Consider the following 21173-nt stretch of genomic DNA (forward strand, 5'->3'; position numbering starts at 1 on the left):
AAAACCGGCGACATTGAAAGGGCTTTCAACACTAAGCTTATGTTGTGTGCAGAAGGAAGTCCATGCCGATATAGTACGAAATTTCCTCTTATCTCCTAAATACATAGTCTTAGGAAATCGACCAACAAACAGTAATATTATAGATTTATCAAAAAAAAAAGAAGGCGAACCCTCAATGGATTCCGCCCTCACTCAGCTTACCAGCGTATTACATTTTTCCCATATCCCACTTATGCACATCCATAAGGACTGTACCATTTGTGCCGAATATTACAGAATTGTTCTCCTCATACGGATACATCCTTGATGTGAAAACCTCCTCACCGTTATTCACAAAAATCTCAAGTGATGAGGTATCCATAAAAATTCGTAACGTGCTCAAATTTTGCAGTGTACAAGAGCGTGATTCCGTTTGATAATCCACAAAGCTCTTTCGTTCTAATGTCAGCTTACCAGTAGATGGCCGATAGATTAGGCGCGCATGATTACGGAATTGGATTTCGACTACGTCCGCCTCAACAGAATGGAGTTGAACATAAAGCTCCATACTATCTCCTTCCACATCCTGAAGGCTTATTTCCTGCGTTTGTATTCGAACCTGCTGATGGATTGTTTCTTTTCCACGTAGGGAGGATAGCTCTTCTACCGGGTTTTGATATAGCTTTTCTTCCTTTAATGTAAGCACACGAGGAAGCGTTAGAGTATGAATCCATTTATATTGTACCGTAGGATGAGCCTCTTCATTCTGGTCTGGAACGCCCATCCAGCCTACTAGGATTCGTCGTCCATGTTCATCCTCTGTGGTTTGTGGGGCGTAAAATTCAAAGCCTTGATCAAGCTCGTGAAACGCACCATGCTGCATTTCGCCAGTCGAATAGTCTACATCACCGACAAAATAGCCGGACTGGTAGACGTTCTCATACTTGTCCCCTTCCTTTTGGAGACCTTGGGGTGATACAACGAGTACTTCTTTACCGTCCAAGTGAAATAAATCGGGACACTCCCACATGTAGCCGAATGCATCTAATTGCTTTGTATGGGCGCCTGTAACATCTCCCAAGTGCTTCCAGTCGGTTAAGTTGTCCGATTGCAGTATAGCAACTCTTCCTTGCTGCTGATGATTCTGGGTGCCGACTACCATGTACCATTTTCCATTTTGCTGCCAAACTTTAGGGTCACGGAAATGAGCAGTATAGCCTTCCGGAAGCTGCACCACAACACCTTGCTTTTCAAAATGAATGCCATCCTTTGAAGTAGCCATCACTTGATACGATTCCCGCTCACCCTTCTCATCCTTCACATTGCCAGTGTAGAACAAATACAATTGATCATTATGAGCTATAGCACTGCCAGAGTAGCAGCCATTCTTCTCATACCATTCTGAAGGGGTGAGAGCCGTTCTCTCCTCCTGCCAATGAACAAGGTCATTCGATGTATAATGCCCCCAGAATTTAGCCCCGTGCCCAGTATGGAACGGCATCCATTGATAAAACATATGATAGATTCCCTTCCATTGAATAAATCCATTTGGGTCATTTAAAAGGCCAACAGGTGGCATAATGTGATAATTCAAACGATACGGATCTTTCTGCACTAACTCTTTGTGCTTCTCCACCGCTTCCTGTGCATCCTTTCGCAGTTGTTCATCCCGAGTTGACATACTGGTACAGCTCCTTTATTCGCTTAAATATTGTTGAACTTGCTCAGAAGTCGGAAGTGCTGTCATGGCACCCTTCGTAGATGCAGCTAGTGCACCAGAAACACTTGCAAATTCCGCCATATCCTTTGCCTCTTCCATAGAAAGGTTTCGTAAATCCCCTTCATATTGATTAATGGAATGCAGCACGCCTGATACAAATGCGTCTCCTGCACCAGTAGTATCCACAGCATTTACTTTCATAGCAGGAACTCTTCCCACTTCATCCTCCATTACGATGTAGCTGCCTTCTCCTCCAAGCGTAACGAACAAGAGCGGAATATCATACGTACGCATTGCTTGGATACCAGCTTCAATGTCCTGTTCTCCAGTAATAAAAGCTAATTCTTCTTCTGAAATTTTTAACACATCTACTTGATCGAGCATAGAGATGATCGTCTCTTTTGCCTGCTCTTTAGAAGGCCATAGGCTCATACGAAGGTTAGGATCGAAGGATATTTTCATGCCCTTTTGTTTAGCCAGTCGAACTGCATGCTCCGTTGCTTGTTTCACCGGCTCTTGAATCATTGATATAGAACCAAAGTGAAGAACGTGATGCTTCTCAAACAAGGATTCATTTATCTCGCTGATCTCTAGCATTTGGTCCGCGCTTGGCTGGATAAAGAATTCAAAGTTTCGTTCTCCGTCCTCGCCAAGAGTAACCATTACAATATTCGTTCGATAATCTCTAGATAAAATCATACCGTCTGTATGTACCCCGTACCCTGCTAAAGTTTCCTTTAAAAAAGCACCTAACGAATCATTTCCTACTTTCCCTAAAAAGGTTACCCGAGACCCTAGTCTCGAAGCTCCCACAGCAACATTTGCCGGTGCTCCACCTGGGCTTTTTTGATACTGAATGTTCTCTGCACTCATAGGGATAAAATCAATTAACGCTTCACCAAGACTTATAATTCCGCTTTTCATGTGTAACGCCTCCTTTATTGTTTCTAATCTTAGGATATTCCAAAAGGCTTATGGGAAGAAAATGCAGGACTAATACAGAAGAAAAGATCAGGAGAGACGTCCCCTGATCTTGTATCTCTTTCATCAGAAGCCAGCTTATGTCCTATCAATAATGCGTTGAATATGTAGGGCAATATAGCCAACTTCTGAGAGCGGGAAGGATACGTTATATTCTTGCTCCACGTATTCTCCCATAGCCTGTGCATACCGATATGCCTCTTCGTGCTTCGATTTTATTAAATCAAGCATGTCCGGATCTATATCATGAAAAGGCTCGTTCATTTCAAACCGGTTTAACGCAAAGTGTAAATGGGTTACCATCCGTTGGTGAGATATACTATTCCGCTGCAATGGATACCCGATTCGCTCCTCTAATAGCTCTAGCAATTCCGTAATCATAGAGGTATGTTTAATAGCGCTTTGCATATTACTGGAATCAAGCTTTGCTGTGTGGATATGCAGGGCAATATGGCCTGCTTCATCCTCCGGCATGGTAAGTCCTATTTGTTCCTTTACGTACCTAATAGCCCATTCACCAACATGAAACTCTTTTGCGTATAAGGTCTTTATCTCATTTAACAGTTTATTTTTTATAGGATAGCCTGATTTTGTACGGTTAATGGCAAACGATAAATGGTCCGTTAAGCCAATGTGTATATGATTACTTAGCGGAACTTGCAAATAGCCTTCTGCATAACTTATAATTTCTTCAGCTATATCGATAACTTCCTCGGGCAAGGATCTTAACAATTCTTGAAACTTCTCATTTTCTTCCGACATGACAAAAATCTTTTCTATTTTATGTTGATTAATGACATCATTCTTCCGCTTCTGAAAAGCAATCCCCGCACCCATTACGATTTTTTCTTCGGTGCCTTCTTTTACGACTACTGCATTATTATTTAATATTTTATTTATCTTCATTCGTTACTTCCACCTCATATACAATATGGCAACATGGATTCCATCTATCCATCCTCTCCTATATTAGTGTAAGACATATTTCAATATAAGACGATTATTTTGCTGTTACTTTTAATAGCTCGGTCTGCCCCTTCACTACGTCTCCAGAATTCAAAGTATCCATGCTTTCAACTGAATCACTGTTTGTAATGATAACGGGAGTGACAGTACTCTTCGCTTTTTCTTTGACTAAATCTACATCAAAGGTAATAAGCTTATCTCCTGCACTTACTTTATCCCCTTGGCTTACATGCCCTTCAAAGCCTTCTCCATTCATACTTACAGTTTCTAATCCGATATGAACAAGTATTTCTAAGCCAGAGTCCGTTTCAATACCAACTGCGTGCTTGGTAGGGAACACTTGTACAATCTTGCCGTCAACAGGGCTTACAACTTCACCGTTAGTAGGTTCTACTGCGATGCCTTCTCCCATCATTTTCTGAGAGAACACTGGATCTGGAACTTCTTCTAAAGGAACCACTTTACCATCTAGGGGAGATACCAATACGTTTTCTTTGTTGACTTCTTCTTTTTTACCAAATAGTTTCTTGAACATGTTGATCATCCTTTATTCATTAATGTGTTAAATATTGGAATTAAAAAAAGACCTAAAACTCCAGGTGGTATCCCTTATCCGTTTTAGGTCTTGCCTGCTGTTACAGTAACAATCCTACTTATATCGATTTACTTCAAGCGTAAATCGGTTTCAGCCGTTTGTCAAGTAACGTACAAAGGGATGTATATACAGGTTAACGGAAAATGTGTTAACCCTTATTGTGGCGCTCTTTGTAAAGCATCATGGGATCCTCTGCTGTTTTCTCGTAAGGAGTATGAATCATATCTATGCCTCTTTGTTCGACCGGCTTAGCTAAGTCCATATAAATAGCCTTTGCGGTTGTTAATCCTGCTTCCTCTGAATCCTGCAAGCTCTGAGCGTAATACACCTTTTGTATCCCTGCAAAGTACATTGCAGCATAGCACATAGGGCATGGAATCGCACTCGTGTACATAATACAATCGCTCAGGTCATTTGTCTGCAAGGTTTCCTGAGCCTTCCGAAGCACCTCCATTTCAGCATGTGCCGAAACGTCATACCGATGGTGAAGCTGGTTTACGCCTTCTGCTATTACAGCATCCTGTTTTACTATGATAGCACCAAATGGTTCTCCTCCCTCCTTCACATTCTCTGCGGCTAATTCTAGTGCATGCTGTACATAATTCATCTAAATTACCTCATTTCTTCTTTCTTCTCTCGTTATCCGTTTCCCGTTCGCTTTATAATAAAACCATTGAGTGATTAGTTTACCTATTTCATCAGGTTTTTATGAATATAAGGCTCCATTCATAGAAGGGAATCATAGATTTCCTTATTTTCTTGATCAAAGCAAACAAAAATCACCTCTTCTACCTCGCTTACATAACCGGACTGATTTCGTACAGTGTCGAGAGCGATTTGGGCTGCTCGCTGCTTTGGAAATCCATACACCCCTGTACTGATATTTGGGAACGCAACCTTCTTGCAATAATTCTTCTCAGCGATAGAGAGAGCTTGACGATAACAGCTTGCCAAAAGCTCGTCCTCCCTCTGGCTGCCATCCTTCCATACTGGACCTACAGTATGAATAACATAGGGTGATGGCAGCTTTCCTCCTGTCGTGATAACCGCTTCCCCGGTAGGGCATTCTCCAATCTCTCGACATGCTGCCATAATTTCCGGACCTCCTGCACGATGAATAGCTCCATCCACACCACCTCCGCCAGCTAGCTGACGATTCGCAGCATTGACTATTGCATCTACCTCAATCGCGGTAATATCACCTTTCACTACTTCTATGTTCATTCGAACCTCCCCTTTCTGAAGCCGTCTTTTCATAATAGATTCCCCTCTACATGGAAGACTACACATCCTGTTCGCTCTCTCATTTAAAGATAGAACTTCTCGCAGGAACTCAGTTATGTTAATCTTATTCTAGCTACATTTACAAAACATTTACATTCGTATTAGCAAACCAAGGATGTGTACAAATGAAACAACGAATAATATTTGGAATTTTAATGGCGGTCCTCTTTCTCATTCCATTCTATGTTGGAGGATACTTTTTTACGTTTTTCACACTAGCTTTAGCTCTAATGGTATTCTATGAATACTCCACAATTATTAAAATTCGATTGTTTGGGACGAAATTCTTTGTTGGGATATTCGGTATTATCTTAATGTTTTCCCCGCTACTTTTCGATTGGAATTCCCAATTACAAATAAGAGTACTCCTCGCGCTAGTCGTGTTTTTCATTACCACGACCGTGTTTAATCGAGGATTTTCAATAGAAAAAGCTGGCACCGTGTTAATCGGCGTACTTTATATCGGCTTTGGCTTTGAATCCATGGCGGAGGCACGTTTAGATCGAGGTGCAGAATGGACCTTTGTTGTCTTACTCACCATTTGGGCAACAGATTCTGGAGCTTATTTTATCGGGAAGCAATTCGGCAAGAACAAGCTCGCTCAGGCCATTAGTCCGAACAAAACAATTGAAGGGGCACTTGGCGGTATTATCACTGCCTTAGTGATTGGTTTTTCTCTTCAAGCAGCACTTGGAGCGTATCAAAGTTATATGAACACGCTCATTATTACGCTAGTTGTCTCCGTAGCAGGACAAGTTGGGGATCTAGTGGAATCGGGATTAAAGCGTCATTACGGAGTCAAGGATTCCGGGAGAATTTTCCCAGGTCATGGCGGTGTATTCGACCGTTTAGATAGCTGGATTTTCGTTTTTATTGGATTGAAACTTATAGGTGTCATATAAACCCGTTGATGCAGGCTGTCGAGATTTTCGACAGCCTTTTTGTATGGCTTTTGTTAAAGACTAATGTGGATTTTAGGTTGAAAAATATAGCTAATGATAGTCCCGATTTCGGAATAATAATGTAGATGAGTGTCTTTGTTTGAAAAAACTGCTCCTATTTTGCTGAAAAGTAAAGATACCTCTTGTGATGTATGTCTTCAGAGCCTAGCATATATAGAAGAATTAGGGTGGTGCGCTCATACATTTTGAAATTCGCTTATATTTTTCGATATTCGCCCATAAATTTAAAAATTCGCTTATATTCCTGAAGATCCGCTCATAAATTTTAAAATTCGCCCATAAATGCTCAGTGAGCTATTCCATCAGCCGCGTTGACCTGCTGAAGTCAATAAAAAAAAGGACCAACTCTTACGAATAGAGTTAGTCCTTCTAAACTATGACAAAAAGGCATACTTACAAGTTATTTACCAATAAATTGTTGTGTCCAGATGTTACCATCTTCCACGTACCCTACACCGATGTGTGTAAAGCTTTCGTTCATAATGTTCTTACGGTGACCTTCACTATTCATCCAGCCGTCCACTACTTCTTGTGGAGTGCGCTGTCCTTTTGCGATGTTCTCCCCAGCAGTACGGTAGTCCACTCCAAATTGGTCCATCATATCGAATGGAGAACCATACGTAGGACTGTTGTGAGAAAAGTAGTTATTCGCTGCCATATCTTCTGACTTCTTCTCTGCAACATTACTTAACTCTTTATCTATTTGTAAAGGCTCAAGACCTTGCGCCTTACGTTCTTCGTTCGTCAGCTCAACTACTTTCTGTTCATATTGACTAAGCTCAGTAGATTGCTGCTCAGATTGCTGCTGTTGTTGTGTTGCTTCTTGCTCCTGTTGTGGCTGCTGCTGTGTTGTTGTAGCTTGTTGAGGCTGCTCCTCTTTTTGCTGTTGTTTTGGAGCTTGTTGTTGCTTGTCCCATTTCAGTTGATAGTCTGATAGATGTTGATTAATCCAGTTTTGGATTTCTTCTTTATTGAAAGATTGTAGAGATTGGTTTGCGACTATCTTAATATTCTTTTGTTGAGAATCGGATTGAGCACTCGCTTCTGTTTGTGCTACTCCTCCTGCTAATACCGTTGCTGCCAAAGCAGTTGTAACTGTAATTTTCTTTAACAAGGTGAATCTCCTCCCGATTTGTTGTTTTTGTGTCTCCAATGGGACAACTACATCGTAACACCTGTTTTGCTGTAACAATTACGGGAGGAATTTCCAACAATGCTTCCTGTCACCCTTTCCCACAGTTCTCAGAACATTCACCCATTGTTAGTACAGGATTTGTCAAAATACTCACAATCCCTCTCTAAATGGAACCGTTTTCCATTATGTATAGATATTTCATATAAATAGCTATTGACGACATGAAAAAGAGACCCTTCGTTGTAACATTAGGGCCTCTTTGTAATGGTTTTGTTATATTGTGTCTACTACACTCTTGAGCCTTTTTTCTACTTGCTCTTGGAGGGTGGAGGCAATGGCGTCCACTTTCAAAATAGAACGCAGTGCTGCTTCATTCTTACGATCGAAATATAGTGTTTGGTTCACTAAAGCTATCGAGACTTGCTCATGATGCTGCTCTACCCGTTCCAATACATCCCCAGCTGACACTTCCCCTGGCTCTATCACACGCATATAAAAACCCGTAAAACCAGTTTGCATCACTTGCTTTGTCAACGTCTTCTCCTGATGAACAAAGGATATACGGTTACAAGGCTTTCTCGGCTGATTGACTTGAACAATGGCGTCTCCCCATTGAAAAATATCTCCAAGATACACATTTTCCTCGGTTAGTCCCTTAACGGTTATATTCTCTCCGAAAGAAGGGTAATCCATCGTTTTACCTAACGTTTTCTCCCAATAGTGATAGTGACTGTATGGATAGACGCAAACCGCCTTCTCCTCCCCGCCATGATGTTCGGTAACAGCCTGCCCATCTCCTACTAGCCCAGTTTCTGTTAAGGCAATCCTCTTTGTAGTGGGAGCTTTTAAAAAGCTCGTGTACAGCTCTTCTCCGTTACGTACCACCTGTTTAGGACCACCAACATGCATCGACACAATTGTGTACTTCTCCCCCATTGTCCACACTCCACTCCTTTGGTGTCACTATCCTCTATCATTAGTATGCAGTCGTGTTCTCTTCCTGCACCCAATCCTTCAACCAATTGGCTAAATAATCGTAGCTCCACAAGTCTGAAGGGTAATCCACGTATGTTTCTTCCCCTCCCTCATACAGCTCCTGGAGAATTTCATTTAAAGCACCGATATAGAAATCATATAGGAACTCATAGCTAATGGTTTCCTTTGGCATATGATTCGTGGCACAAACTTCAGGGTCTGCATAATTCACATAGGTACGACAAGGTATAGGACGAACCTCATATGCCATACATGTATTCGTTTCTAGGTTTAAGAACGGACAAGGAACTTGAGCAGCAATATACTTCTGTTTGAAATTCGGATCGTTTTCTCTATCTATAGAAGTTACCTGCTCCACTTCCTTCTCATACGTCTGAAAATAATTTCTTAGATGCTGGACGATTTTTTCTCTACGCTCTTCAGGCCAAGTTTCTATAATCCTTGTAATAGATTTAGCTTCCATGCCAGTAATAATAATCGGAAAATAACAACAGAACGCACAGCCCATGAAACATGTTGCTTTAACGTCCATGAAGCTTTCCATCTTCTCCATTTCCTTGTTAACCTGCTCCAGCATTTGTTGGAAGCCTTCCTTAATTATCTCATCTCCAGATAAGTTACTCGATAGCAACTGGTCCACAATCGTACCGAAGTATTCTTCATTTATTTCATACTGATCATTGATCAATTCAATTTTCTTTAGTATCTCTTCATAGGTTAAATAACTATCCGCCACATGATTCCCTCCCTCCCCATATGGTAACATGTAACAGAGAACTTCACCCGTTCAAATTAAGCGTGAAATTATTGGTAAAATAAAATTTTTTCTTCAATGACTTTCGCTTGCTTGGATTTGATGATACAATGTCTAACGACGATTAATGCTCTTTAATATGTAAGCAATTATATATGAAAGGATGATAGGGATGCATATCGGAAGCAAAGGTTGGTATGTAAACGAGCTGAAAAAGCTTGGCATGAGCCGTTATGAAGGACGTAAGCTTGAAAGCTACAAGAAGCACATTCTTGCAAACCTATATTTCGCACGCGCTGAAAAATAAGGTACAAATGAAAGCAGGGGCATAACGCTTCCTGCTTTTTTTGTACCCTTTTTTCTGATTCTAATAAAGGTAGACCGCTCGTTCCCACACAAAAAATTTACTATAAATTACTTTTAGGGGGGAATTACCACCTAATAAACCCCCAAAAAACGACTACTTAACTAGAAAGACTATAGATAGAACTACGATTAGTGGAGGAAGTACACATATGTTTACAACTGCAGAGATTGGAATTGACCTAGGTACCGCAAATGTTCTGATATATTCAAAAAACAAGGGTGTTGTCTTCAACGAACCGTCCGTTGTCGCTATTGACACCAATACGAAAAATGTTCTTGCTGTTGGACACGAAGCTAAGCGCATGGTAGGTAAAACGCCGCAACATGTGGTGCCTGTCCGTCCGCTTCGAGAAGGAGTAATTGCAGATTACGATATTACAGCGCAAATGCTAAAGGAGATGCTGAAGAAAGTCAGTAAAAGCATGGGACTCTCCGTCAGAAAGCCAAACGTAGTCATCTGTACCCCTTCCGGCTCTACATCAGTGGAACGCCGAGCAATTCATAACGCTGTCAAAAGTTATGGCGCAAAAAATGTCCACCTTATTGAAGAGCCTGTCGCCGCTGCGATAGGTGCTGACTTACCTGTAAGTGAGCCTGTTGCTAACGTCATCCTCGATATTGGTGGCGGTACAAGTGAAGTTGCTATCATTTCATTTGGTGGCGTCGTTTCCTGCCGCTCTATCCGAACTGGTGGGGATAAGCTTGATGAAGAAATTACTCACTATGTCAGAAAGCACTACAACGTACTCATTGGGGAGAAAACAGCCGAAGAAATTAAAATGGAAATCGGCTACGCTCAACCAGACCATGAAGAGGAATCAATGGAGGTTCGTGGCCGCGACATGGTGTCCGGATTACCAAAGACCATTACCTTATCCTCAACGGAAGTACAAAGCGCGTTACGTGAATCGCTTGATCATATTCTTGAAACAGTACGCGCTACATTAGAAGACTGCCCACCCGAGCTAAGCGGGGACATTGTCGATCATGGTGTTGTCCTTACCGGCGGCGGTGCATTACTAAAAGGAATGCAGGAATGGCTAAGTAAAGAAATCTTCGTACCTGTACATCTGGCACCAAATCCACTAGAATCCGTCGCAATTGGTACGGGCCGTTCTCTAAAAATGATCCAGAAACTACAAAAAGCCGCTAAATAACACTTAAAGTACAAGCATTTTGTCATGAAGAAACTGTAAAAGAGTATCTATAGCATTCTAATAAGCCCCTGACACGAAGTCAGGGGCTTATTATTATATCTTCCAAATAAACCCTCCTACTTTTCGGTTGACGTGTTCCTAAATCAGCCGTACAATATTTTAGTAAGTAAAAGCATAAAAGCGTAAAAGCATTAAACTATATAGCACTAGATTAGAAAGGATGTACATCATGCAAAAGCAGCCTGCTTTTCTCACAGCACTCTTACCTCTTATTGCATTAATCATAGCAGCCGCTCTATCTATCATGGTTTGGAACATCTCTATGTTTCTACCATTAATGATTGGAATTATTGTAACCTCAATCATTGGAGTGATGCACGGATACTCCTGGGATGACCTGCAAACATTTATGAAGGATGGGGTTTCTAGAGCATTGCCTGCAGTATTCATTTTAATTATCATTGGGACCATCGTTGGCACATGGATGCTTAGCGGCACCATTCCAACCATTATCTATTACGGACTAGAAGTCATTAAACCCGAGTTATTTTTACCAACTGTAGCCTTAACCACTGGAGTGATAGCTATCTCTCTTGGCAGCTCCTTTACTTCTATCGCTACCGTTGGGATAGCTTTTATGGCTATCGGCACCGGAATGGGTATTCCAGGAGCCCATATAGCTGGAGCAGTTGTATCAGGAGCCTTTTTCGGAGACAAGCTCTCTCCTCTTTCTGATACTACCAATGTAGCGCCAGCAATGGTTGGTGCCAATTTATTCGAACACGTTCGTCATATGCTATGGGACACCATCCCCGCCTTCGTTATTTCCATCGTTCTATTCTGGTTACTTGGGCGGAATGCTTCCACGAGCAATGTGCAGACTGAAAATATTAATACTATATTATCCGGCCTTACAGAATCGTTTACCGTTCATCCAGCATTGTTGTTGTTACCGGTTATTACTATCATCCTTATCATTCGTAAGTACCCGGCAATCCCGACTCTACTGATTGTGAGTGCGTTAGGTGGAGCTGTCGCCATGATAGTTCAAGGTAATTCCATTGGGGATGTCATGAGAGTGATGACCGATGGATATGTAGCAGACTCAAACTCAGACGCGCTAAATTCCATTCTGACTCGTGGTGGAATAGCTTCCATGCTGAATACGATCGGACTAATTATTATTGCTACAGCATTAGGCGGGGTTATGGAAGGAACGAACATTTTCCGTTCACTTTTAGAAGGATTAATTGCGAAGATTAATAGTACCGGTTCCCTAATCAGCACAACTGTAGCCTCCACCCTCCTTGTGGCATTCTCAAGCGGGGAGCAGTTCATGTCGATCATTTTACCATCTCGCGCGTTAGCGTCTACGTATGAGGAAAAGGGAATTGATCCTAAAAATCTTTCCAGATCTGTAGAAGCGGCAGGAACAGTTGGTATTAACTTAGTTCCATGGGGAGTTACCGCTGTATTTGTAAGTGACATGCTGAGCATCAGTCCATACAGCTTTATTCCATTTATTTTCTTTGCATATCTTGTTATAGCTATTAATTTAATTTATGGCTTTACTGGCTTTACCATCACCAAATTAAACCACACATCCACTCCTAATGAAGAAGAGCCTATACGCCAATATGGGTAAGCAAATGACAAACCTCCTCTCTCCCTTATCATTACAGTTAGGGAGAGAGGAGGTTTTTTGTAAACTTACATACTGATTATCAGGCTGAAAAGGATGGGTCGGACTGATATTATTTCGCTTGTCTTCAGCTCTAAACGATGTGGAGTCGTAGGAAAGAGTATGTTGTTCCATCTATTCCCTCCTTCTACCCGTATATGAACCTACTATTACCAATTTACAGCTTTGAAGTAGAACTCCAGGAACCCTTAGCACATAGACGATAACACGTGAATTTTCTAACCAACCTAATCCTCCTAATCCTGCCTAAAGGACAACCCTATTCATTATGTAAAAAAGCGCCAATATTGTTTATTGGCGCTTACAGTCATTCCAGCTTTATTATCCTTTATATTCATTCCATTTCCGCTTCACCACAAAGCTCATAGCGAGCAATGCCAGAATGTTTGGAAGCACCATCAGTGCATTAAAGGTGTCTGCCATTTCCCATACAAAGCTAACCTTAACCAGGGCACCTAGTACGATAAAGATTAGGACTAGTCCTCTATATAATCCAATGCCTTTTTGTCCAAATAAAAAGCGCACATTTACTTCACCGAAATAAGCCCATCCTAAAATAGTAGTAAAGGCAAAGAACAGAAGGCAGACTGCAATAAATGGGGTACCAAATGATCCGAGTCCTCTAGCGAAGCCTTCCTGAGTTATGGCACTCCCCTCTAGTCCGGAATGATGGGCATCTGTGACTAATATGACCATTGCAGTCAGTGTGCAAATTACCATTGTATCAATAAAGACCCCCACCATCGCTACTAAGCCCTGATTCGTTGGATGCTTCACTTGGGCAGTTGCGTGAGCGTGTGGCGTCGAACCCATTCCCGCTTCATTAGAAAATAATCCTCTCGCAATTCCATACCGAATTGCTTCTTTAATCGTTGCACCCAATGCTCCTCCAGCTGCAGATTGCGGTGTAAAGGCAGAATCGAATATCAGTTGGAAGGCGTCTAACACTTGATCAGCATGTACTACTAAAATAACCAAGCTCCCTACTATATATAATAGAGCCATAACAGGAACGACATTAGCAGCAAAGGAGGAGATTCGTTGAATGCCCCCAAAGAGTATCAATCCGATGAGAATGGCAATAGCCATACCAAGTATCAGCCGGAAGGAAAGGCTGTCCGCTCCTATCACCTCATTAAACGCGACTGTAATAGCATTGGACTGAACCATATTCCCAACAAAGCCTAAAGCAATAATAATAGCTATGGCAAAGAATCCCGCTAACCAGCGACTGCCCAGCCCATCTCTTATATAGAAGGCAGGACCGCCCACAAATTGATCACCCTTTTTCACCCGATACACTTGAGCTAGCACGGCCTCCGCGAAAATAGTCGCCATACCGAAGAAAGAGCTTATCCACATCCAGAAAATCGCACCTGGTCCTCCAGCCGCGATGGCGGTGGCAACACCAGCTAGATTTCCCGTCCCTACCTGAGCTGAGATAGATGTAGCGAGCGCCTTGAAGGAATTGATTCCATCTTCTTTCTCTTGCTTTTTAAACAATGGCGCAAAGGTTCTCTTAAATCCCTCAATCAGATGTGTTACTTGTATAAAACGCAACTGAAATGTTAACCAAACCCCTGTTCCAAGGAGTAAGATTAACATGACAGGTCCCCATAGGAATGAATTTATCAGTTGAAAGAAGTTAGTTATCTCCTTCATGTCACGTATCCTTCCCCTCTATCCTTTAGTATAGTAACGTAATAGATTCCAGCTAATCATTATGGCACATCTTTCACCTGTTCAGCAATACACAAATTATGTTAGACATACAAAAAGGATATGTAATCACAAGTAAATCCCTCTGCCAAAGCAGAGGGATTACCCATACATTATATAAAAAACGGGAAAAAGAAGCTTCGAATACCGAAAAATGGGAAACGATAACGACGGAATCGTCGGAATCGATAAGGGTACCCATATCCCCCATACCCTGGGCCATATCCTCCATATCCGTAACCAAACTGTCTTTCATCAGACGATTCGCCGCTTTCATCTTCATCGCCAGCGGGCATTAAGACATACACATTTTCAGCATCGATATTTACAATAATGCCATCATATCGACTGCCATCCTGCATTTCAATAATAACAAAATAATACATATGTTTTTCACAGTACTCTTTCATTTCCTGAGGCGACTGCTGCATGGGCTGTTGCATGTGTTGCTGCATTGGCATTTGATGGTGGCCACCCATTTGTTGTCCCTGGCTGTGTTGGTCAGGCATCATGTTACCGTACGGCATTTGCATGTTATGTGGTTGTTGATGATACACGTTTATCTCTCCCCTTTAATTAAGAAGTCGTTGATAGTGTATTCATCACGTAGGCTTTTGTTACAAAACCTCTTCATTCGGTCGTAATTTGTATGAGTTTATCATCTTCAGGTCCAGGAGTTCCTCTTCCATCTGTGTTATTCGTTACGATGTACATGGAGGCTTCCGCAATTAAAATATCTCGCACCCTTCCTACATCCTGTACATAAACGGAACTAGCTTTCTCCTCTAAATCAAACATTCGAAGCTGCTCTCCTCTTAAACCTGCCGCAAACAGCCTTCCTTGATTATAAGCGAGAGCAGAAGGAGCCCATGTCTCATCTCCTGAGTGAAACAAAGGCGTTTCCATTCCCTCTTGCTCCTCATCGCCTTGTATTACAGGCCATCCATAATTATGACCAGGCTTAATAATGTTGATCTCATCATGAGCGGAGGAACCATGTTCTGCCGCATACATCGTCCCATCTTCATCCCAAGCCATCCCCTGTGGATTACGATGACCGTACGAATAGACATAGCTTTGGTCAAATGGGTTGTCAGAAGGTACCGTACCATCCATATTCATTCGAAGGATACTTCCAGACAGTGTATTCTTGTCCTGGGCACTACTTTGTTTAGCAGCATCTCCTACAGAAACATATAATTTCTGATCCGGTCCCATTTCCAGCCTTCCACCATTATGAATAGAATCCCCAGGTATTTGATCCAACAATACGCTTTGTTCCTTCCAAACACCTTCCTCCAATTTAATCGTGATGACTCTGTTTAACAGCTTCCCTTCCTGTTCATACGTATGATATAGAAAAGCCTCCTGCGTCTCAGAAAAGGAAGGATGAAGCAGAAAACCAAGTAATCCCCCTTCCCCCTTTTCCACTACGTCCTTTGATAAAGAAAGCTCCTGCTCTTCTTTCTCTCCAGCTTCTCCTACCTCCACGATACTTCCACCTCGTTGACTAATGAAAAAAGTGTTCTCGTGCTTGTTTATATCCCATGGCACATCTAACTCTTTCGCAATAACCTGTTGCACCTGGCTGTTAGATGGGGGAGCTCCTGTTTGGTCTTCTGTGTCCGTGTTATTGGCACTGCATCCAACCAAGAGTATAAAAACAATTGCCCCGGTGAGCTTTTTCATGTCACAATCCTCCCTTGTCCAAATCTTTCCTTCATTTTACATGAAAGCAATGGTAATGAATATCGCAGAAGCTTCATTCTGAAGTGAATTGTATTCATAGGGAGCACAGCTTATTAGTGTGAGCAACGCCATATAAAAAGACCAATGCAGCTCGATATAGCACCGAACGGATTGGCCTTGTTTTTCTATTCAAAGGTACCCTTCACGATTGCTTCCCCGTTATTCACCATATGCTGCCCCATGGCAAAAACATGCTGAATAGCTAAATCCTGATCCAACACAACGATATCGGCGTCCATCCCTTCCTTAAGCCGCCCTTTGCGAGGCAGCTTTAAGATGGAAGCCGGATTGGCAGTAATGACCTGTAAAGCAGTCGCCATATCTAAACCCTCCTCAAGGATTGCCTCTCGGACAGCCTGAAATAAACTGCTTACTTTACCTATTTTCATTCCGACGTACTCTCCTTGTTCATCAAAATCAGGAAGACTAGCCTGACCATCAGAGGTAAAGGTAATTTGTTCTAGCGGGATACCCTGTTTCAGCATTCTCTTTAATGCAACCCCGCATTTTAGCTCACCTTCCTCGAGGAACTTCGGAATTGTACTAGTCGTAAAGTCAACCCATCCTCCTTTTTTCGCAAACTGAATGGCAGCTTCAAACAATTGCTCTGTACGATTCATATGAGTAGGATAGAATTGTTTAATCGGTATATCTGTGGAAGCAGCTACCTCTTCAAGCAAGGAAACTTTATCAGGACTATCGCCGACATGAACATTGACAATTCCTGCTTTTCCTGAGAGGATTCCACCTATTCTCGCTTGAGAGGCAAGCCTCGCAAATTCCTGTGTAGTTGGCTGTGAGGAACGATGATCCGCGATAGCAATCTCTCCAGCTCCAATAATCTCCTCCACATAGAGTATATCCTCTTCGATATTGCCCGTTAGAGTTTTAACTGGCACCTGATAAGAGCCTGTATGAATATAACAACTTAACCCCTCTGCTTTTAAGCCCTTCGCTTTCGCAATTAAATTGCCCATTGTTCTTGTCGTACCGTCCGTTCCAAGTACACCGACTACCGTCGTGACGCCACTAAGAGTAGCATCTGTAAGCTGCAATTCCGGTGTTCGACTGTTAAATCCTCCTTCACCCCCACCTCCCGTAATGTGAACGTGGGAATCTAAAAAACCCGGCGCAACCATTTGTCCTTGGACATCCACTACCTTTATGTCAAAAGCTCCGCCAGGCACCTCTAACTTGTCTTTTATCGCAGCAATTCGCTGATCTACTAGTAATATATCTTTTTTCCCTAGATAATTTGGAGCATATAACTCTCCGTTTTGTATAATGGTCAGCATATTTACACACCTTTCGTTGCTACTTTCCTAAGTTGTTTTATGTCTTATACAAAGCTTAATAGGGAGGCACTGATGACGAATAAGGAACCGCACACAAATAGTACAATAAAGAACTTGAGTACAAACCGGAACCATGTTCCCCAATCTAACCTTGCTGCTCCTAGTGTTCCCATTAAAGCTGCTGAAGTAGGCACAATAACATTTGTAAATCCATCGCCAAGCTGAAATGCAAGTACTGCTACTTGTCTTGTCACACCTGCTAAATCGGCAAGAGGGGCCATTAGAGGCATCGTCAAAGCCGCTTGCCCTGATCCAGAGACAACGAAGAAATTAAAGATGGTCTGGAAAACAAACATAAACCAGGCAGAAACAGCCGGAGCTACACCACTAAATAACTCTCCTGCACTGTGAAGAATGGTGTTTAAGATAGAAGGCTCTGCGGGATTATCCCCTCCAAGGATAATGACGATCCCTTGCGCCATTCCGACTACTAGAGCAGCCGGCAGAAGATCCTTCGCACCCTGAGCAAAGGCATCAGCCAAATCATTAACACCCATGTTATTCAGCTTGAATATTACTCCAATAATACCTGCAACAAGTCCCATAGTGAAAAACTGACTAGCTATTTCCGGTATATAATAAGCATGTTGAATGACACCCCAGATAATCCATACCATCCCTGCCCCAACAGTAAGCAGAACGAGTGTATGGCCTGTCGTAAATTTCACATGTAAATCCTTGGATTCAAAGTCCTTACGAAAATATTCATCAGACTCATACGATAAGGATTCCCTTGGGTTTTTCCTGATTTTCGCTGCATATCTCCACGTAAATATAATTCCAACTACAGTGAAGAATAACCACATTACAATTCTAAATGGTGCTCCCGAAAAAACCGGCACTCCAGCAATACCCTGTGCTATTGCCACGCCGAAAGGATTCATCCATGAAGTAGCAAATCCAATTTGTGTTGCGACATATGTAATCATTACCCCTGTTATAGCATCATAACCAAGAGCAATTACAATTGGAACTAATATCATCGCAAAGGCAATCGCTTCTTCCCCCATCCCAAACACTGCTCCCCCAAGGGAGAATAAAAAGAATAGTGTAGGGATTATTAGTCCTTCTTTCCCCTTTGTTTTATCAATGACAGAAAGAAGTCCCTCTTCAATAGCTCTAGTTCGTATGATAATTCCAAACGCTCCGCCGACAATTAGGATAAAAGCAATAACTCCAACTGCAGAGCCCCATTTACTTCCAGAGACAAGCCCCTCGAACATATAGTTAAGCAGCCCGGCTCCACCGCCTGGTTCGAAAAGAGATGTACCTTCCCGAACAGCGTCTCCACTTTCATTCTCCACTATTTGAAAGCTTTCTGGTACTAAAACGGTTTCCGTTTCCTCAGTTCCACCCTTCTCATAGGTAACTTCTTTGGTTTCAAATTTTCCAGCAGGAACAAGATACGTAAGAACTGCTGCTAGAAGAACAACAAAAAAGATAATAACGTACGTATGCGGTACCTTTACGGTCTTATTTCGTTTTTCATCGTTTTCACTCATGATAGTGATCCCCCTTTATATTCTTATCCTGACTATATGCAAAAATCATGCCAATAAAAAATTCTGAATTTTCCAGTTATTGCGATCGAATTGGTTCTAATTGGGTGTTATAATTAAACCTAATCATGGTTTTAAAGGAATGATAGTGATGGAAGAAACGACAAGCAGAGAATTAATAATACTGGCTGGAACGGTAGAAACCGCATCTGCTCTTCATCAGCAGTTAAAAGAAATATTAGGAGAATACATCGCCATGGAAAGCTATGCTGCGGAGGATTATCTTCCTTCCCTCCTTAGCCATAAAGTAGTAATCTATTCATCTGATTTAGTAGAACAAGAGGTAGAGCATATCGTCGATGCTAGCTGCGATATTATAACTGCCAGACGAACAACCAACTACCAATATATCGACCAATTGTTTCATTTACCAGAGGCGACAAAGGTTCTATATGTAAATGACTTTCAAGAAACAGCACAAGAAGCCATTGAAACTCTTCAGCGAATAGGAATTAACCACCTACAGTACATACCATATTACCCTTCTATTTCAGAAAACGTACAGCATATTGATACTGCCATTACACCTGGCGAAGTTCACCTCGTCCCTGACCACGTAGAGAATGTCATTAATATTGGCGTTAGACTCATTGATATTACGACCCTCATGGAGATACTAGAGAAATTCTACCTAAAGGATCGACTTGGCGCTGAGATTTCAGATCGCTATACACGAAAGATTATTGAACTTAGTAAACGCATATCGGAAATAAATCAACAAACCGTTCAGCTCCATGAGCATTTAAAGCAAGTAGTGGATGGTATCAATGACGGAATTGTCGCCATCGACAAGCAAGGAAAAATATCCGTGTACAATCAAATGATGGAGAATTACACTGGCGTGCTTTCTATCCACGCTTTCCATAAACAAGTGCAGCATATCGTCAAGAATCAAGAGATACTTTCCTTTATTTTTCATGAAGAAGCCAGAAGCAGGTTACTTACGATAAACCAACAGCAGGTGATGGTTTATAAGTTCCACCTACAGCAAGAGGAGACTACCATTCTCATTTTCAAGAACACAGATGAAACCATTTCAATGGAGAAGGCAGCTCGTAAAGAACTCGTTCAAAAAGGATACGTTGCCAAGTACACGTTTGAGCATATTATCGGAGATACACCACAACTTCTACGAACGGAGAATATTGCCAGAAAGTTAGCGAAAAGCGAATTACCTGTATTGATTCATGGGGAGAGCGGGACTGGCAAAGAATTATATGCAAATTCTATCCATAATGTTTCCTCTCGCCACTATCAACCATTTCTGGCGATGAATTTCAGCGCTCTACCAGAGGAGTTATTAGAGAGTGAACTGTTTGGATATGAAGAAGGTGCCTTTACAGGAGCACAAAAAGGCGGAAAGAAGGGCGTGTTCGAACAAGCAGATGGAGGAACTCTGTTTCTAGATGAAATTGGTGACATTAGCCTCAAGCTTCAAGCTCGATTATTACGAGTCATCCAGGAGATGGAGATTAGAAGAATAGGGGGTAATAAAAATATTCCAATCGATGTCCGCATCATTGCTGCAACGAATAAAGATTTGCATTCTTTAATGAAGCAAGGATACTTCCGGGAGGATTTGTACCATCGGATAAAAGTGTTATACCTTCAACTGCCTCCTCTTCGTGAACGAAAGGAAGATATTCCATTACTGATTTATCATTTCATCAAGGAACAAACAAAGCAGGATATCCACCTATCCCCTGAGGTGGTAGATATGCTGCAGCATGCTAGCTGGTATGGGAACATTCGCGAGCTGAAAAATACCATTTCATACATGTTAGCAGTAAGGGAATCGAATTATATTACTATAGAGGATCTTCCCGCAGAAGCAACATTCCAAGCCAATCTAGCAGAAAATCAATTAGAACATCCCGTTACTAAATCGGCGGAAAATTGGATGGATGAGCAAGAATGGTTAACGGTTCTGCATTATATTCACGAAATACATAACAGGGGAGAACGAGCAAGCCGACATAAAATAATGGAAATCATGAAGGAGAAGGATGAAGAGCTATCAGAGCAGCAAATCCGACTAAGACTTAACTCTTTAAAGGATATGGGATTTGTGTCCATTGGCAGAGGAAGAAAGGGGACGAGCATCACCTCAAAGGGCATTGCTTATTTACAGCAATCTTAACTAGAGACACCCTTATAAAGATTGAAGCGAAATCCCACTCCTTATCGGATTTCG

At 41.9% G+C, this 21173-nt stretch carries 19 protein-coding genes; 5 read left to right on the plus strand and 14 right to left on the minus strand.

Features of this window, described 5'->3' with window-relative positions; translation table 11 throughout:
• Positions 1-208: 208 nt before the first annotated feature.
• From ACFFGV_RS08150 to ACFFGV_RS08175, 6 genes are all read right to left on the minus strand, one after another.
• Positions 209-1660 carry a glycoside hydrolase family 32 protein gene (locus ACFFGV_RS08150; protein WP_377346524.1) on the minus strand — a complete coding sequence of 484 codons (1452 nt, stop codon included), beginning with the start codon at positions 1658-1660 and terminating at the stop codon, positions 209-211.
• Positions 1661-1675: 15 nt separating this feature from the next.
• Positions 1676-2623 carry a carbohydrate kinase family protein gene (locus ACFFGV_RS08155; RefSeq protein ID WP_377346528.1) on the minus strand — a complete coding sequence of 316 codons (948 nt, stop codon included), beginning with the start codon at positions 2621-2623 and terminating at the stop codon, positions 1676-1678.
• Between the two features lie 135 nt (positions 2624-2758).
• Positions 2759-3586, minus strand: a complete 828-nt coding sequence (locus ACFFGV_RS08160) for a PRD domain-containing protein (RefSeq protein ID WP_377346530.1) — start codon at positions 3584-3586, stop codon at positions 2759-2761.
• 94 nt (positions 3587-3680) lie between these two features.
• A complete protein-coding gene (locus ACFFGV_RS08165; protein WP_377346533.1) occupies positions 3681-4181 on the minus strand; it encodes a PTS sugar transporter subunit IIA in 501 nt (166 codons plus the stop codon).
• 208 nt (positions 4182-4389) lie between these two features.
• The gene (locus tag ACFFGV_RS08170) at positions 4390-4848 is read right to left on the minus strand and encodes a nucleoside deaminase (RefSeq protein WP_377346535.1); all 459 of its coding nucleotides are present in this window, start codon (positions 4846-4848) and stop codon (positions 4390-4392) included.
• Between the two features lie 119 nt (positions 4849-4967).
• Positions 4968-5465, minus strand: coding sequence for an O-acetyl-ADP-ribose deacetylase (locus tag ACFFGV_RS08175; RefSeq protein ID WP_377346836.1), 498 nt, complete (start codon positions 5463-5465; stop codon positions 4968-4970).
• A gap of 185 nt (positions 5466-5650) precedes the next feature.
• On the opposite strand from ACFFGV_RS08175, the gene ACFFGV_RS08180 reads away from it, so the two are divergent.
• A complete protein-coding gene (locus tag ACFFGV_RS08180; protein WP_377346538.1) occupies positions 5651-6427 on the plus strand; it encodes a phosphatidate cytidylyltransferase in 777 nt (258 codons plus the stop codon).
• A gap of 460 nt (positions 6428-6887) precedes the next feature.
• On the opposite strand, the gene ACFFGV_RS08185 is transcribed toward ACFFGV_RS08180, so the two are convergent.
• From ACFFGV_RS08185 to ACFFGV_RS08195, 3 genes are all read right to left on the minus strand, one after another.
• Positions 6888-7601, minus strand: a complete 714-nt coding sequence (locus tag ACFFGV_RS08185) for a CAP domain-containing protein (RefSeq protein WP_377346541.1) — start codon at positions 7599-7601, stop codon at positions 6888-6890.
• A gap of 294 nt (positions 7602-7895) precedes the next feature.
• Complete coding sequence (locus tag ACFFGV_RS08190) at positions 7896-8558, minus strand: MOSC domain-containing protein (RefSeq protein ID WP_377346544.1); 663 nt, start codon at positions 8556-8558, stop codon at positions 7896-7898.
• Between the two features lie 40 nt (positions 8559-8598).
• Positions 8599-9354: a YkgJ family cysteine cluster protein gene (locus tag ACFFGV_RS08195; protein WP_377346546.1), complete on the minus strand. Its 756-nt coding sequence runs from the start codon at positions 9352-9354 to the stop codon at positions 8599-8601.
• Between the two features lie 190 nt (positions 9355-9544).
• Between ACFFGV_RS08195 and ACFFGV_RS08200 the strand changes: the two genes are divergently transcribed.
• From ACFFGV_RS08200 to nhaC, 3 genes are all read left to right on the plus strand, one after another.
• The gene (locus ACFFGV_RS08200; protein WP_377346549.1) at positions 9545-9679 is read left to right on the plus strand and encodes a YflJ family protein; all 135 of its coding nucleotides are present in this window, start codon (positions 9545-9547) and stop codon (positions 9677-9679) included.
• A 208-nt stretch (positions 9680-9887) separates the two neighbouring features.
• Complete coding sequence (gene mreBH / locus ACFFGV_RS08205) at positions 9888-10895, plus strand: rod-share determining protein MreBH (protein ID WP_377346552.1); 1008 nt, start codon at positions 9888-9890, stop codon at positions 10893-10895.
• Between the two features lie 229 nt (positions 10896-11124).
• Positions 11125-12540 (plus strand): Na+/H+ antiporter NhaC, encoded by a 1416-nt coding sequence (gene nhaC, locus ACFFGV_RS08210; protein WP_377346555.1) that lies wholly within the window; start codon positions 11125-11127, stop codon positions 12538-12540.
• A 378-nt stretch (positions 12541-12918) separates the two neighbouring features.
• Here nhaC and ACFFGV_RS08215 read toward each other — a convergent pair whose 3' ends face one another.
• The 5 genes from ACFFGV_RS08215 to yfcC all read right to left on the minus strand — a co-directional run bounded on the left by ACFFGV_RS08215 (position 12919) and on the right by yfcC (position 18922).
• The gene (locus ACFFGV_RS08215) at positions 12919-14259 is read right to left on the minus strand and encodes an alanine/glycine:cation symporter family protein (RefSeq protein WP_512700585.1); all 1341 of its coding nucleotides are present in this window, start codon (positions 14257-14259) and stop codon (positions 12919-12921) included.
• Between the two features lie 170 nt (positions 14260-14429).
• The gene (locus ACFFGV_RS08220) at positions 14430-14873 is read right to left on the minus strand and encodes a hypothetical protein (protein ID WP_377346561.1); all 444 of its coding nucleotides are present in this window, start codon (positions 14871-14873) and stop codon (positions 14430-14432) included.
• Between the two features lie 73 nt (positions 14874-14946).
• Positions 14947-16005 (minus strand): PQQ-dependent sugar dehydrogenase, encoded by a 1059-nt coding sequence (locus tag ACFFGV_RS08225; protein WP_377346564.1) that lies wholly within the window; start codon positions 16003-16005, stop codon positions 14947-14949.
• 185 nt (positions 16006-16190) lie between these two features.
• On the minus strand, positions 16191-17360 hold the full coding sequence (iadA, locus tag ACFFGV_RS08230) for a beta-aspartyl-peptidase (RefSeq protein WP_377346566.1): 1170 nt from the start codon (positions 17358-17360) through the stop codon (positions 16191-16193).
• A 44-nt stretch (positions 17361-17404) separates the two neighbouring features.
• Positions 17405-18922 carry a putative basic amino acid antiporter YfcC gene (gene yfcC, locus ACFFGV_RS08235; RefSeq protein WP_377346569.1) on the minus strand — a complete coding sequence of 506 codons (1518 nt, stop codon included), beginning with the start codon at positions 18920-18922 and terminating at the stop codon, positions 17405-17407.
• A gap of 148 nt (positions 18923-19070) precedes the next feature.
• Between yfcC and ACFFGV_RS08240 the strand changes: the two genes are divergently transcribed.
• Complete coding sequence (locus tag ACFFGV_RS08240; RefSeq protein ID WP_377346572.1) at positions 19071-21119, plus strand: sigma-54 interaction domain-containing protein; 2049 nt, start codon at positions 19071-19073, stop codon at positions 21117-21119.
• Positions 21120-21173 lie beyond the last annotated feature (54 nt).

This window comes from Pontibacillus salicampi, assembly GCF_042434395.1.
GTDB lineage: Bacteria > Bacillota > Bacilli > Bacillales > BH030062 > Pontibacillus > Pontibacillus salicampi.